This is a genomic window from Streptomyces zingiberis (assembly GCF_012034935.1).
Lineage (GTDB): Bacteria > Actinomycetota > Actinomycetes > Streptomycetales > Streptomycetaceae > Streptomyces > Streptomyces zingiberis.
Genome location: NZ_JAATEN010000001.1, coordinates 304,264 through 318,313, shown reverse-complemented (window position 1 = coordinate 318,313; position 14,050 = coordinate 304,264). Strand labels below are relative to the sequence as shown.

Genomic DNA, 14,050 nt, shown 5'->3' with positions numbered 1-14,050 from the left:
GGGGCGGATGCCGCGGGTCAGATGTCCAGGAACCTGACGTCCTTGGCATTGCGCTGGATGAACGAGCGCCGGGCCTCGACGTCCTCGCCCATGAGCACCGAGAAGAGGTCGTCGGCCTGCGCCGCGTCGTCCAGGGTGACCTGGCCGAGCACCCGCTGGTCGATGTCCATCGTCGTCACGCGGAGTTCCTCGGCGTTCATCTCGCCGAGGCCCTTGAAGCGCTGGATGGAGTCGTCCCGGATCCGCTTGCCGTTCTGGCGCCCGAGCTCGATCAGCGCGTCCCGCTCACGGTCGGAGTAGGCGTACTCCCAGTCGTCCCGGCCCCACTTGATCTTGTAGAGCGGCGGGCGGGAGAGGTAGACGTGACCGGCCTCGACCAGCGGGCGCATGAAGCGGAAGAGGAAGGTCAGCAGCAGGGTGTTGATGTGCTGGCCGTCGACGTCGGCGTCCGCCATCAAAATGATCTTGTGGTAGCGGAGCTTCGCGATGTCGAAGTCCTCGTGGACCCCGGTGCCGAAGGCCGAGATCAGCGCCTGCACCTCCTGGTTCTGGAGGATCTTGTCGACGCGGGCCTTCTCCACGTTGAGGATCTTGCCGCGGATCGGCAGGATGGCCTGATACTCCGGGTTACGGCCGGACTTGGCCGAGCCGCCGGCGGAGTCGCCCTCCACGATGAAGATCTCGCACTTGGTGGGGTCGTTGGACTGGCAGTCGCTGAGCTTGCCCGGCAGCGACGCCGTCTCCAGCAGCCCCTTGCGGCGGGTGAGATCACGCGCCTTGCGGGCGGCGACCCGGGCGGTGGCGGCCTGGATGCCCTTGCGGATGATGTCCGCGGCCTCGCTCGGGTTGCGGTCCAGCCAGTCCGCGAAGTGCTCGTGGACGATCTTCTGGACGAAGGTCTTCGCCTCCGTGTTGCCCAGCTTCGTCTTGGTCTGGCCCTCGAACTGCGGCTCGCCGAGCTTCACCGAGATGATCGCCGTCAGACCCTCGCGGATGTCCTCACCGGTGAGGTTGTCGTCCTTCTCCCGCAGCAGTTTGCGGTCGCGCGCGTAGCGGTTGACCAGACCCGTCAGCGCCGCGCGGAAACCCTCTTCGTGAGTGCCGCCCTCATGGGTGTGGATGGTGTTGGCGAAGCTGTAGACCCCCTCGGTGTACTGGGAGTTCCACTGCATCGCGATCTCCACCGAGAGCATCCGCTCCTTGTCCTCGGCCTCGATGCCGATGACCGAGGGGTGGATCAGCTCACCCTTGCGGGAGTTGAGGTACTTCACGAAGTCGACGATGCCGCCCTCGTAGTGGTACCGGACGGAGAGCGGCCTGCCCTCCTCGTCCACGTGGTCCGGCCGCTCGTCCGTCAGCGAGATGGCCAGGCCCTTGTTGAGGAAGGCCATCTCCTGGAAGCGGCGCGAGAGCGTCTCGAAGGAGTACTCGGTGGTCTCGAAGATCTCCGGGTCGGCCCAGAAGGTGACGGTGGTGCCCGTCTCCTCCACCGCCTCGTTCTTCGCCAGCGGGGCCGTGGGGACGCCGAGCTTGTAGTCCTGGGTCCACCGGTGGCCCTCCGTGCGCACCTCCACCGCCAGCCGCGTGGAGAGCGCGTTCACGACGGAGACGCCGACACCGTGCAGACCGCCGGAGACGGCGTAACCGCCCCCGCCGAACTTGCCGCCCGCGTGCAGCACGGTGAGCACGACCTCGACGGCCGGCTTGTTCTCGGAGGGGACGATGCCCACCGGGATGCCGCGGCCGTTGTCCTTCACCCGGACACCGCCGTCGGCCAGGAGCGTGACCTCGATGCTGTCCGCGTGGCCGGCCATCGCCTCGTCGACCGAGTTGTCGACGACCTCCTGCACCAGGTGGTGCAGGCCCCGCTCGCCGGTGGAGCCGATGTACATGCCGGGGCGCTTGCGGACCGCGTCCAGGCCCTCCAGGACGGTGATCGCGCTGGCGTCGTACGCGGTCGTGTCCCCGGGCTCGCCGGCAGCCGCCGGGGCTGCCGCGGCCGCGGCGGACACCGACTGCGCCGGGCCCGCGGACCGCTCGGGCGGTCCGTCACCCGAGCCGGCGGGGGGAGCGGTGTTGGTCTCGTTGGGGTTGCCGGAATCGGCCACGAAGCGCCCTTTCTGGCACAGCACACGCCGTCTCCCGGCGTCCGGGAGCGGCTGCGTCGTTCGACATGTTCCGCAACTCGGCGGTATGACCACCAGTCTACCGGTAGCGCCGACCGGAATGGGGGTTTGCCGGTGCCTGGATCGTCATGTGCCGCCCTCAACCTCCATCCGCCGACTCCCCATATACGGGGAAGGGCTCCGAGCGGCCCACAGGGGCACTCAGCGCTTCGGGCTGTCAACCCCCGACCACGCTGCGGGACCCTCATGACGTCACATACGTCACCGTCGTCGCGGCTGATCAGCCGTAGGTGTCACCGGGGCCCCGGCTGCCGGGTGCACGCAGCGTTCCGTACGGCCGCGAACCCGCCCGGCCACCGCCCCCGCCGGGCCCCAGGACTTTGAGGAACGCGACCGTGCCGGGGCCCAGCTCCGTGTTGAGCCGGGCCACCAGCTGGGGGGCGAGCAGCCGCAGCTGCGTCGCCCACGCCGTGGCGTCACAGCGCACCGTGAGCACCCGCTCCTCCTCGTCGTACCGCTCGGGGGCGCAGTGCTGCGCCACCTCCGGGCCGACGATCTGTGGCCAGCGGCCCATCACCCCGCCCACCGCGGCCGGGGCCTCCCAGCCACGCTCCGTGATCAGCCGGTTGATCGCCGCGCCCAGGGGCAGCGGATCCCGGCCGTCCGCCCGGGCGCCCGAGCGCAGCCCGCCCCGGCGGGCCTGCTTGCGCTGCTGGGCCGCCGCCCCCTGCGCCCTGGCCTGCTCCTTCGCGGCCCGCAGGGCGACCCGGGCCAGATCCACGCCCGATCCCCCGGAGGGCGCGTTCCCCCCGGATGAGCCGGGGGGCGCCATGCCGCGGCGGCCGGAGCCGGACGGCCCGGCTGTTCCGGCTGTTCCGGCTGCGGCAGCGTCCCGCTGTCGCGGCTCCGGCCGCCCGGCCGGGCCCTCCGCGGGGCCGCGCGCCGCCGTCACGGCGCCACCCGCTCGACCGCGCCGTCCGCCACCGTGAACCGCGCTCCGCTGAGCACCGCGGGGACGTCCTCCGGCACGGCCGCCGTCACCAGGACCTGCTCGGCCGGGGCGACCAGCTCGGCCAGCCGGTCCCGGCGGCGCGCGTCGAGCTCGGCGAAGACGTCGTCGAGGACCAGGACGGGCTCGCCGACCCGCCGGCCCGGCCCGCCGTCCGGCGCGGGCGCGGGCCCGGCGGGGCTCTCCCCCCGCAGCAGGTCGTACGCGGCGAGCCGGAGCGCCAGCGCGTAGGACCAGGACTCCCCGTGACTGGCGTAGCCCTTCGCCGGGAAGCGGCCGAGCTTGAGCACCAGATCGTCCCGGTGCGGCCCGACGAGCGTCACCCCGCGCTCGATCTCCTGGCGGCGCGCCCCGGAGAGCGCCTCCAGCAGCACGCCCTGGAGTTCCTCACGGCTCGCCACCCCCTCCGGAACCTCCCCGGCCGATCCGCGGTACTCCAGCACCACCGGGCCGCCGCCGGGCGCCAGCTGCTCGTACGCCTTGTCCGCGAGCGGCTGGAGCGCGGCGATCAGGTCCAGCCGCCGGGCCAGCAGCTCCGCGCCGACGCGGGCCAGATGCTGGTCCCAGACGTCCAGGGTGGACAGGTCCATCGTGCGGCCGCCGTGGCGGCGGGCCATCGCGGCGCTCTTGAGCAGGGTGTTCCGCTGCTTGAGCACCCGCTCGTAGTCCGACCGCACACCGGCCATCCGCGGGGAGCGGGCGACGACCAGTTCGTCCAGGAAACGTCTGCGCTCCCCGGGATCCCCCTTCACCAGGGCGAGGTCCTCGGGGGCGAACATCACGGTGCGCAGGATGCCGAGCGCGTCCCGCGGCCGCACCTGGGAGGAACGGTTGATCCGGGCGCGGTTGGCCCGCCCCGGGTTGAGTTCCAGCTCGACGAGTTGCCGGCGGTCCCCGCCGACCACGGCCGCCCGGACGACCGCCCGCTCGGCACCCATCCGCACCAGCGGGGCGTCGGAGGAGACACGGTGACTGCCGAGCGTCGCCAGGTAGCCGACGGCCTCGACCAGGTTGGTCTTCCCCTGGCCGTTGGGGCCGACGAACGCGGTGACGCCCGGGTCGAGAGCGACCTCGACCCGGACGTACGACCGGAAGTCGGCGAGCGACAGATGCGCTACGTGCATCGGGCCCGTCAGCCGTCCACCGGCGGGGTGACGTCCGCGCCCGGCGCGTCCGCGCCCTTCTCGTCACCGGCCGCCGCGGTCACCGCGTGGCCGCCGAACTGGTTGCGCAGCGCGGCGATCATCTTCATCGAGGGGGAGTCGTCCTGGCGGGAGGCGAACCGGGCGAAGAGGGAGGCGGTGATCGCGGGGAGCGGCACCGCGTGGTCGATGGCGGCCTCCACCGTCCAGCGGCCCTCGCCCGAGTCCTGGGCGTAACCGCGGAGCTTCCCGAGGTGCTCGTCGTCGTCGAGGGCGCGCACGGCCAGGTCCAGCAGCCAGGAGCGGATGACGGTGCCCTCCTGCCAGCTGCGGAAGACCTCGCGGACGTCGGTGACGGAGTCCACGGCCTCCAGCAGCTCCCAGCCCTCGGCGAAGGCCTGCATCATGGCGTACTCGATGCCGTTGTGGACCATCTTGGCGAAGTGGCCGGCGCCGACCTTGCCCGCGTGGACCGCCCCGAACTCGCCCGCCGGCTTGAGGGCGTCGAAGACCGGCTGGACCTTCGCCACGTCCTCGGCGGCGCCGCCGTACATGAGCGCGTAGCCGTTCTCCAGCCCCCAGACGCCACCGGAGACGCCGCAGTCGACGAAGCCGATGCCCTTCTCCGCCAGTTCCCGGGCGTGCTTCTCGTCGTCCGTCCAGCGGGAGTTCCCGCCGTCGACCACCACGTCCCCGGGCGAGAGCAGCTCGGCGAGCGCGTCGACGGTCGACTGGGTGGCCTCACCGGCCGGGACCATCACCCAGATGACCCGCGGGCCGCTGAGCCGGCCGACGAGCTCCTCCAGGCTGTGGACGTCGGCGCGCTCCGCGTTGCGGTCGAACCCGACGACGGTGTGCCCCGCGCGGCGAATGCGCTCGCGCATGTTGCCGCCCATCTTGCCGAGACCGACGAGACCGAGCTCCATCAGTGACCCTCTTCGACGTAGTCGTTGCGATTGGTACCCGTCCGAGCCTACGCGGGGGCACCCCCCGCTCACCTGTGGGCTCGTACCGCTCAGACGCACGACGCGGGAGAGGCGGGCGCGGGGGAGGAGCCGCTGGGGGCCGGTACCGCACATCGCGGCGGAGCGGACCGCGCAGGGGGCCCGCCGCCCGGTGTCAGCCGCTCAGCCGCACCGGCATGATCAGGTACTTGTAGGCCTCGTCCGCCTCCGCGTCCACCGCGGGCCTGCCGCTGAGGAGCGCCGGCTTGGTCGAGGTGGTGAACGACAGCTGGGCCACCGGGGAGTCGATGGCGCTCAGCCCTTCCAGCAGGAAGCCCGGGTTGAAGGCGATGGAGATGTCGTCGCCGTCGAGCTGGGCGTCGACCCTTTCCACAGCCTGTGCGTCGTCGCTGGAGCCGGCCTCCAGGGTCAGCACCCCCTGCTCGAAGCTGAGCCGCACCGGGGTGTTCCGCTCGGCGACGAGCGCCACCCGCTTCACGGCGTCGACGAAGGGGGCCGTCTCGATCACCGCGACGGAGTTGAACTCCGTCGGGAAGAGCGTCCGGTACTTCGGCAGGTCGCCCTCCAGCAGGCGGGTGGTCGTCCGGCGCCCGGCGCCCTCGAAACCGATCAGCCCCTCGCCCTGGCCGGAGCCCGCCAGCGCGATGCTGACGGTGTCACCGCTGGTGAGCGACTTGGCGGTGTCGAGCAGGGTCTTGGCGGGCACCAGGGCCACCGCGGAGAGGTCCGGAACCTCCGGCTTCCACAGGAACTCCCGGACCGCGAAGCGGTAGCGGTCGGTGGCGGCCAGCGTGACCGTGTCGCCCTCGATCTCGATGCGCACGCCCGTGAGCACCGGCAGGGTGTCGTCCCGCCCGGCGGCGATGGCGACCTGGGCGGCCGCCGCCGCGAAGACGTCGCCGGGGACGGTGCCGGTGGCGGTCGGCATGTCCGGCAGGGCCGGGTACTCCTCCACCGGCAGGGTGTGGAGCGTGAACCGGGACGAGCCGCAGAGCAGCGTCACCCGCACGCCGTTCGTGGAGATCTCCACCGGGCGGTTGGGCAGGGCCCGGCAGATGTCGGCGAGCAACCGGCCGGAGACCAGGACGGTGCCGCTCTCCTCGACATCGGCCTCGACCGACACCCGGGCGGAGACCTCGTAGTCGAAGCCGGACAGGCTCAGGGAGCCCTCCTCGGCCTTCAGCAGCAGGCCGGCGAGGACCGGCACCGGCGGACGGGCCGGGAGGCTGCGCGCAGCCCAGGCCACCGCCTCCGCGAGTACGTCGCGCTCCACCCGGATCTTCACCGTAAGCCGCCTCCTGCTCTCACTGGCTCGCCCTGCTCGGCCCGGCGGGCCTCTCGGCGTTGGTCGTGGATCGGCCGTCACCGGCCCCGCGGCTCCGTCGCCGCCTCACCAGTCTGACGCACACCACGGACAGCGGAAGCGCTCCGGGGTCAAGTCGGGTCGGGAGGCGTGCCGCGGCCCGAGGGCGAGTTGTGCACAGGCCCTGCTTCTGAACGGATTTCCCGCTCTCTCTCAGTGGTCGTAGTAGTAGGGCCTGTGGAAACCGTGGATAACCACGTTTGCCCAGCTCAGAGGCGAGATTTTATCCACGGGCCCTGTGGGCGGCACCGGTGGACAAGTGGCCGTCGCTGTGGACACGGCAGAGTTCTGCACACGCGATGCACAGGAAGGGGCCGGTTCTCCCCAGCGGCGTCCCCAGTTTTACCCACGTTCTGCACAGCCCAATCCGGGAACCTTCTGTGATGCAGTTCACTCTTGACGGTGAGGGCGGGTGTTGCGTTGCCGAACAGTGGACAAGGCTGTGGACAGCCTGTGCACAACAGCCCTTTCCCTGTGGGCGGGGCGTGGACAACCTCACCGGCCCCCGAATCGCCCCGTCGCCTTCCACAGTCTGTGGAGAGCTGCCGCCCACAAGCCCACAGGCGCTTGACCTCCCAGGAGCCGGGGTGAACGGGCCGGGCTGTGGACGCAGTCTGGACAACTCCCCCCTCCCCAGGGTGTGGACGGCCCGAAAGCCCGGTTCGTGTGGAGAACCCGCCTTCGGCAGCAGCTAATCGAACAGACCGGATCAAGGAGTGGAGGGCCCTGGGGACCGGGAGCCCCCGGATTCACGCCCGTGGACGTCGCGATCCGGCCCGTGAGGGGGACCGGGAGCGCGACCGTGGACGGAGCCGTCGCACCGGTCCGCGGCACGGCGGTGACCGGTCAGGGGGCCGGAGAGGAGATCGGCGAGGAGATCGGCGAGGGGCCGGGCAGGCCCGGTGATCGGCACGGTGCCGGCAGGCGCGGTGGGGGCGTGACGAGAGGCTGGTGAGTGCTCCCGCCCAGGGAAACCCCCACGGGCGCGCGGTGCACGCGGCCGTGGGGGATGGTCGGGGCGGCGGGACGAGCGGCGCCGGGACCAGTGGTCGTTCGGGCGCGACTCCGTGTGTCCGTACGCCCCGGGTGCCCGGACCTCGCGCCGGGAGGGGCCCGGCGTCCCGGCGCCGTCTGTGACCGGCTCTGCCGGTGATGCCGACGGGCGCCGGGGAGATCCCGCCGTCCCGGGCACGGCGCCGCACGCCCACGGGGCCCGTGCCGGTCGGGGAGCTGCCGGGGGCCGGTGGGCCCCCGGGGGCGCCGGGGGCCCGGGAACCCGGGAGTGGCTGCCGGATCGCCGGGGCGAACGGTGTCAGCTGTTCTTGATGCGGTTGGTGAGTTCGGTGACCTGGTTGTAGATCGACCGCCGCTCGGCCATCAGGGCCCGGATCTTGCGGTCCGCGTGCATCACGGTGGTGTGGTCGCGCCCGCCGAACTGGGCACCGATCTTCGGGAGCGAGAGGTCGGTCAGCTCCCGGCACAGGTACATCGCGATCTGCCGTGCGGTGACCAGGACCCGGCTGCGGGAGGAGCCGCAGAGGTCCTCGACGGTCAGCCCGAAGTACGCGGCCGTCTCGGCCATGATCGCCGTGGCCGTGATCTCGGGTGCCGCGTCCTCACCGCCGGGGATCAGGTCCTTGAGCACGATCTCGGTGAGGCCGAGGTCGACGGGTTGCCGGTTGAGGCTGGCGAACGCCGTCACCCGGATCAGCGCACCCTCCAGCTCCCGGATGTTGCGGGAGATCCGGGAGGCGATGAACTCCAGCACCTCGGGCGGCGCGTTGAGCTGCTCCTGGACGGCCTTCTTCCGGAGGATCGCGATCCGGGTCTCCAGCTCCGGCGGCTGCACATCGGTGATGAGGCCCCACTCGAAGCGGTTTCGGAGCCGGTCCTCCAGGGTGATCAGCTGCTTGGGCGGCCGGTCCGAGGAGAGCACGATCTGCTTGTTGGCGTTGTGCAGCGTGTTGAAGGTGTGGAAGAACTCCTCCTGGGTCGACTCCTTGCTCGCCAGGAACTGGATGTCGTCGACCAGCAGGATGTCCATGTCGCGGTAGCGCTTGCGGAACGCGTCCGCCTTGCCGTCGCGGATCGAGTTGATGAACTCGTTGGTGAACTCCTCCGAGCTCACGTAGCGCACCCGGGTGCCCGGGTAGAGGCTCCGCGCGTAGTGCCCGATGGCATGGAGCAGGTGGGTCTTGCCGAGGCCGGACTCCCCGTAGATGAAGAGCGGGTTGTACGCCTTGGCCGGCGCCTCGGCGACGGCCACCGCGGCGGCGTGCGCGAAGCGGTTGGAGGCACCGATGACGAAGGTGTCGAACAGGTACTTGGGGTTGAGCCGCGCCGTGGGCTCGCCGGGACCCGTGGCCGGCGCGGGCTGCGCGGCCAGCGGGCCGGGAGCCCCGCTGGGGGCGGGCAGACCGCCCGGCACCCCGTGGGGACGGCCGGACGGGGGCTCCGGGAGTTCGCGGTGCCGGTCGCCGTACGGCGGGCGGTCCGTGCCGGTGGAACGGTAGTCGCCCTGCGGCGGGACGGGGCGCTGGGCGTCCTCGTAGCGCTGCGGCTCCTCGTACTGCTGGGAGTGCGGCGCGTGCGAGGAGTGCTGAGAGCGCTGGGAATGCTGGGAATGCTGCCCGGTGCGCGGGGAGTGCTGCGGGTGCGGGGCGTCCTCGAAGCGGTGCGGGCGGTTCTGCTGCTCCGCGTGCGGCGAGGCGTACGGGTCGGGGGAGCCGAGGCGGGGCCGGCGCCAGTCGTACTCCTCGCGCGACCGGGGCCAGGCGCCGGGCTCGGGCCGGCTCCGCTGGTAGTCCGGGTAGGCGGGGCGCGCGGTGGGCAGTCCGTCGGCCGGCCGGCCGTAGTCGTAGCCGGGGTCGTAACCCCCGCCGTAGCCCCCCTCGTAACCGTCGTAGCCCTCGTACCCGTCCCGCTGAGGCTCGGCGTGGGACGGGTGCTGGGACGGCTGGGACTGCTGAGGGAGCTGCGGGTGCTGGGGCTCCTCGTGGGGCGGTGCCTCGTCGTAGCGCTGCTGGGGCTGGGGAGCGCTCTGCGCGGGCGGCTGCGGCGCGGGCTCGGTGGCGCTGACGGTCACCGCGAGCCGGACCGGCTGGTTGCACTCGCGGCTGAGCGCCTCGCTGATCAGCGGGGACAGCCGGCCCTCGAGAACCCCTTTGGCGTACTCGTTGGGTACCGCGAGCACGGCCGTCCCGGCGATCAGGACCAGCGGCTGGCAGTCCTTGAGCCAGCGGCGGTCCTTCGCCTCGATCCCCTGGGCGCCGTCGCCGAGAAGCTGATCGAGGACGCGCGGCCAGACCGCTCCAAGATCAGCAGGTACATCAGCCACAGGGCACGCTCTCTCACTCACGGGGCGGAGCCGGGGGAGCCCACGCATGTGTGGTTCTCGGGGCGGGAGGGAAGAATCTCGAGTTCCGCACGGTAGTCAGGCCGACAGGCGGGGTTCAAGTCGTTGTCCACAGGGTGTGTACAAATGTGCCATGCCCGGTCCGTGCTCCGTCCGCCGGTCCTCCGGCCCCGCCCCGTCGGCCGGGCGGGGTCCGCGCCCCTGGACACCCGGTTTGACCGCGTGACCTGGCCGCGCGTACCGTGAGCAGGTCGAGTTGTCGATGGCTGCTGCCGCCTGCCTCCGATGGGCGAAGATCGCTTGATTGCCGATCATGCGGCACTCGGGCGTGTGCGAGCTCCTCGTGGGCGCACGGTGACAGCCAGACGACGTCACGCCAACACCCGAGTCTTCCTGGAGCCCCCGAGTGAGCAAGCGCACCTTCCAGCCGAACAACCGCCGCCGCGCGAAGACCCACGGCTTCCGGCTGCGGATGCGTACCCGTGCCGGCCGCGCGATTCTCGCGACCCGCCGTGCCAAGGGCCGCACCCGCCTGTCCGCCTGACCAGCCAGACCTCAGAGGTCCGATGCCGTGCTGCCCACCGAGAATCGGCTGAGGCGGCGCGAGGATTTCGCCACCGCGGTACGCCGAGGACGCCGGGCCGGTCGCCCGCTCCTCGTCGTGCATCTGCGTAACGGCTCAACCGGCCCGCACGCGCCTGGGGAGACCTCTCCCCCGGTGCGTGCGGGTTTCGTCGTCAGCAAGGCCGTCGGTGGTTCCGTCACCCGGAACCTGGTGAAGCGGCGGCTCCGTCATCTCCTGCGGGAACGGCTGTCCGCACTGCCTGCCGGTAGCCTGGTGGTCGTGAGGGCACTGCCCGGAGCGGGTACCGCGGGCCACGAGGAACTGGCCGGCGATCTCGACAGGGCACTGCGGCGGCTGCTGGGTGGGTCCGCGTACGACCGGACCGGGGAGAAGGCGGAGCGATGAAGTATCCGCTGCTCTGGCTGATCAAGCTCTACCAATGGACCATCAGCCCCCTGCTGGGTCCGGTCTGCAAGTACTACCCGTCGTGCTCGCACTACGGCTACGGCGCCATCAAGACGCACGGCGCGGTGAAAGGGACGGCACTGACCGCCTGGCGCATCCTGCGCTGCAACCCGTGGTCGCCCGGCGGTGTCGACCACGTTCCGCCCCGGACCCACCCGGTCTGGCACCAGCGACTGCGGAAGCGGTGGACCGAACGCTCCACCGATACGCCGGCCGGCCGGCCCGAGACTCAGCCCAACGCCCAAGGAGCCTGATTCGTGGACACGATCCTCGGCCCTCTCTATACCGTTGTCTCCTGGATCATCGTCCAGTTCCACTCGCTGTACAGCCTCGTCTTCGACAAGGACAGCGGCTGGGCCTGGGGTCTGTCCATCGTGTCGCTGGTGGTGCTGATCCGGATCGCCCTGATCCCGCTCTTCGTGAAGCAGATCAAGGCGACGCGGAACATGCAGGTGCTCCAGCCGAAGATGAAGGCGATCCAGGAGCGCTACAAGAACGACAAGCAGCGCCAGTCCGAAGAGATGATGAAGCTCTACAAGGAGACGGGTACCAACCCGCTCTCGAGCTGTCTCCCCATCCTGGCGCAGTCACCGTTCTTCCTCGCGCTCTACCAGGTGCTGAACAAGATCGCCAATGACCAGGCGGTCGGCGTGATGGGTCAGGACCTGGTCCAGAGCGCCCGTAGCGCGCACATCTTCGGCGCCCCCATCGCGTCCAAGTTCATGGACAGCGCCGCCAAGGTCGAGAGCCTGAACGCCTCGCTGACCAACGTCCACGTGGTCACCGTGATCATGATCGTGCTGATGTCGGCCTCGCAGTTCTTCACGCAGCGCCAGCTGATGACGAAGAACGTCGACCTCACGGTCAAGACGCCGTTCATGCAGCAGCAGAAGATGCTGATGTACGTCTTCCCGATCATGTTCGCCGTCTTCGGCATCAACTTCCCGGTCGGCGTCCTGGTCTACTGGCTCACCACCAACGTGTGGACCATGGGCCAGCAGATGTACATCATCCAGCGGAACCCCACCCCCGGCAGCATCGCCTACCAGCAGCGCCAGGAGCGGCTGCGGGCCAAGGGCAAGCTCAAGGAGGACCCGGCCAAGGCGGAGGTCCGGCAGGCCGTCGAGGAGGCGCGGGCCAAGCGGCAGCAGCCCAAGCGGCAGACCAAGTCCCAGCGGCAGTCGGCCACCGCCCAGGGGGCCGCCAAGAGCCCCGGGACCCCTCAGCCGGAGGAGGAGAGCCGGCCGGTGGACACGGAGACGAAGCAGGCCGGGGAGAACCGGCCGAAGCAGGCCGGAGGGGCGTCCGCCGCCGGCACCCCCAAGTCCGGACAGCGCAAGGGCCGCCAGCGGCCCAAGCACCCGACGAAGAAGTGAGGAGCGACCCCGTGACGGACGGCACGACCGCCACCGGCGGCGACACCCTGACCGGCCTGGAGCAGGAGGGCGAGATCGCGGCCGACTATCTCGAAGGTCTGCTGGACATCGCCGACCTCGACGGTGACATCGACATGGATGTCGAGGGCGATCGGGCCGCGGTGTCGATCATCAGCGACTCCACCGGCCGGGACCTGCAGAAGCTGGTCGGCCGCGACGGCGAGGTACTGGAGGCGTTGCAGGAGCTCACCCGTCTCGCCGTGCACCGCGAGACCGGTGACCGCAGCCGCCTCATGCTGGACATCGCCGGTTTCCGTGCTCGCAAGCGTGAGGAACTCTCGGCGCTCGGGGCCAAGGCGGCCGACGAGGCGAAGGGCAGTGGCGAGCCGGTGAAGCTCCAGCCGATGACCCCCTTCGAGCGCAAGGTCGTCCATGACGCCGTCGCCGCGGCCGGGCTGCGCAGCGAGTCGGAGGGCGAGGAACCGCAGCGCTGCGTCGTGGTACTCCCCGCCTGACGGACAGAGATGAACCCGGCCCCGCCTGTTCGCAGGCGGGGCCGTACGTTGTCAGCGTAGAGAGCGCTGTTCCGGCCGGCGCCCTGCATCCGGGCGCGGTGCGCCGGTCATCCGAGGAAGGACGGTTCCTGTGACCGAGGCAGCAGAGCTTCCCCCGCCCCCGCCCACGGCACGTACGGTGTTCGGTGATCACCTCCCGCACGCCGTCCGGTACGCGGAACTGCTGGCCGACGCCGGGGTGCGGCGCGGTCTGATCGGCCCACGGGAGGTCCCCCGGCTGTGGGAGCGGCATCTGCTGAACTGTGCGGTGCTCTCCGAGGCCGTTCCCCAGGGGGTGTCGGTCTGCGACGTGGGATCCGGGGCGGGGCTTCCCGGTATCCCCCTGGCGCTGGTCCGCTCCGATCTGCGGATCACGCTGCTGGAGCCCTTGTTGCGGCGCACCAACTTCCTCCAGGAGGTGGTGGAGCTGCTCGGCCTCGACCATGTCACCGTGGTGCGGGGCAGGGCCGAGGAGGTGCTCGGCTCCCTGTCCCCGGTCCATGTGGTGACGGCTCGCGCCGTGGCCCCACTCGATCGGCTGGCGGGCTGGGGGGTTCCCCTGCTGCGGCCTTACGGGGAGATGCTCGCCCTCAAGGGGGACACCGCGGAGGAGGAACTCCGGGGAGCGCGGGCGGCGTTGAGCAAACTCGGCGTGGAGCGGACCTCGGTTCTCCAGGTGGGCGAGGGGCTGGTCGACCCGCTCTCGACGGTGGTGAAGGTCGAGGTGGGAGAGAGCCCGGGCGGTGTGCGCTTCGCCGCCAAACGCGCCAAGGCGGCTCGTACGGGACGGCCGCCGAAGGCGGTTCGCCGGCGCCGCTGAGGGGCCCCGGGATCCCCTGGCCCGCATTGCTCCATACAAGCCACAAAACACCCAAAGCGGAGTGTCGCGACGGCCGGTGATGCGGGCGTAGGCATCGTGTTTCACGTGAAACGACGCTCTCTGTTGCATGGCATCATCAGCCGTGGTCGCGCAGCTGCCGCGCCGCGTCACCTCGCCGCCCCCGGAGGTGGGGACGCCGGCCGCTCTACCCCTCCGGGGTCGCCTCGGCGGGTGGTTCGGCCGCCCGCGGAAGGGTCCTCCGGTGGGGATTCATCCACAGGGGAGAGGGGCTCGCTGGTTCATGACCCCG

The 14,050-nt window shown here is 71.1% G+C and carries 12 protein-coding genes; 6 read left to right on the top strand and 6 right to left on the bottom strand.

Annotated features, from left to right (window positions below):
• Positions 1–17 precede the first annotated feature (17 nt).
• The 6 genes from gyrB to dnaA form a co-directional block, all read right to left on the bottom strand.
• Positions 18–2,132: a DNA topoisomerase (ATP-hydrolyzing) subunit B gene (gene gyrB / locus HCK00_RS01390; protein ID WP_168099848.1), complete on the bottom strand. Its 2,115-nt coding sequence runs from the start codon at positions 2,130–2,132 to the stop codon at positions 18–20.
• Positions 2,133–2,406: 274 nt separating this feature from the next.
• Entirely contained in the window at positions 2,407–2,958 is a 552-nt protein-coding gene (locus HCK00_RS01385; RefSeq protein WP_168099847.1) for a DciA family protein, read from the bottom strand.
• A 116-nt stretch (positions 2,959–3,074) separates the two neighbouring features.
• Positions 3,075–4,259 carry a DNA replication/repair protein RecF gene (gene recF, locus HCK00_RS01380; protein ID WP_168099846.1) on the bottom strand — a complete coding sequence of 395 codons (1,185 nt, stop codon included), beginning with the start codon at positions 4,257–4,259 and terminating at the stop codon, positions 3,075–3,077.
• Between the two features lie 8 nt (positions 4,260–4,267).
• The gene (gene gnd, locus HCK00_RS01375; RefSeq protein ID WP_168099845.1) at positions 4,268–5,203 is read right to left on the bottom strand and encodes a phosphogluconate dehydrogenase (NAD(+)-dependent, decarboxylating); all 936 of its coding nucleotides are present in this window, start codon (positions 5,201–5,203) and stop codon (positions 4,268–4,270) included.
• Positions 5,204–5,396: 193 nt separating this feature from the next.
• The gene (dnaN, locus tag HCK00_RS01370; RefSeq protein ID WP_168099844.1) at positions 5,397–6,527 is read right to left on the bottom strand and encodes a DNA polymerase III subunit beta; all 1,131 of its coding nucleotides are present in this window, start codon (positions 6,525–6,527) and stop codon (positions 5,397–5,399) included.
• 1,390 nt (positions 6,528–7,917) lie between these two features.
• A complete protein-coding gene (dnaA, locus tag HCK00_RS01365) occupies positions 7,918–9,942 on the bottom strand; it encodes a chromosomal replication initiator protein DnaA (protein ID WP_168099843.1) in 2,025 nt (674 codons plus the stop codon).
• Positions 9,943–10,366: 424 nt separating this feature from the next.
• Here dnaA and rpmH point away from each other — a divergent pair, with 424 nt between their 5' ends.
• The 6 genes from rpmH (at position 10,367) to rsmG (ending at position 13,740) form a co-directional block, all read left to right on the top strand.
• Positions 10,367–10,504, top strand: a complete 138-nt coding sequence (gene rpmH, locus HCK00_RS01360; protein ID WP_019707372.1) for a 50S ribosomal protein L34 — start codon at positions 10,367–10,369, stop codon at positions 10,502–10,504.
• A gap of 27 nt (positions 10,505–10,531) precedes the next feature.
• Positions 10,532–10,930 carry a ribonuclease P protein component gene (gene rnpA, locus HCK00_RS01355; protein WP_168099842.1) on the top strand — a complete coding sequence of 133 codons (399 nt, stop codon included), beginning with the start codon at positions 10,532–10,534 and terminating at the stop codon, positions 10,928–10,930.
• Positions 10,927–11,244, top strand: coding sequence for a membrane protein insertion efficiency factor YidD (gene yidD / locus HCK00_RS01350; RefSeq protein WP_168099841.1), 318 nt, complete (start codon positions 10,927–10,929; stop codon positions 11,242–11,244). Before rnpA ends, yidD begins: the two co-directional genes overlap by 4 nt.
• Before the next feature lie 3 nt (positions 11,245–11,247).
• A complete protein-coding gene (gene yidC, locus HCK00_RS01345) occupies positions 11,248–12,366 on the top strand; it encodes a membrane protein insertase YidC (protein WP_168099840.1) in 1,119 nt (372 codons plus the stop codon).
• 11 nt (positions 12,367–12,377) lie between these two features.
• Positions 12,378–12,881 (top strand): Jag family protein, encoded by a 504-nt coding sequence (locus tag HCK00_RS01340; protein WP_168099839.1) that lies wholly within the window; start codon positions 12,378–12,380, stop codon positions 12,879–12,881.
• A gap of 130 nt (positions 12,882–13,011) precedes the next feature.
• Positions 13,012–13,740, top strand: a complete 729-nt coding sequence (gene rsmG, locus HCK00_RS01335; protein WP_168099838.1) for a 16S rRNA (guanine(527)-N(7))-methyltransferase RsmG — start codon at positions 13,012–13,014, stop codon at positions 13,738–13,740.
• Positions 13,741–14,050: the final 310 nt, after the last annotated feature.

Bases quoted from the DNA above. Each gene is read 5' to 3' on its own strand.
- HCK00_RS01385 (WP_168099847.1), bottom strand. From the start codon at position 2,958: ATGGCGCCCCCCGGCTCATCCGGGGGGAACGCGCCCTCCGGGGGATCG.
- recF (WP_168099846.1), bottom strand. From the start codon at position 4,259: ATGCACGTAGCGCATCTGTCGCTCGCCGACTTCCGGTCGTACGTCCGG.
- gnd (WP_168099845.1), bottom strand. From the start codon at position 5,203: ATGGAGCTCGGTCTCGTCGGTCTCGGCAAGATGGGCGGCAACATGCGC.
- yidD (WP_168099841.1), top strand. From the start codon at position 10,927: ATGAAGTATCCGCTGCTCTGGCTGATCAAGCTCTACCAATGGACCATC.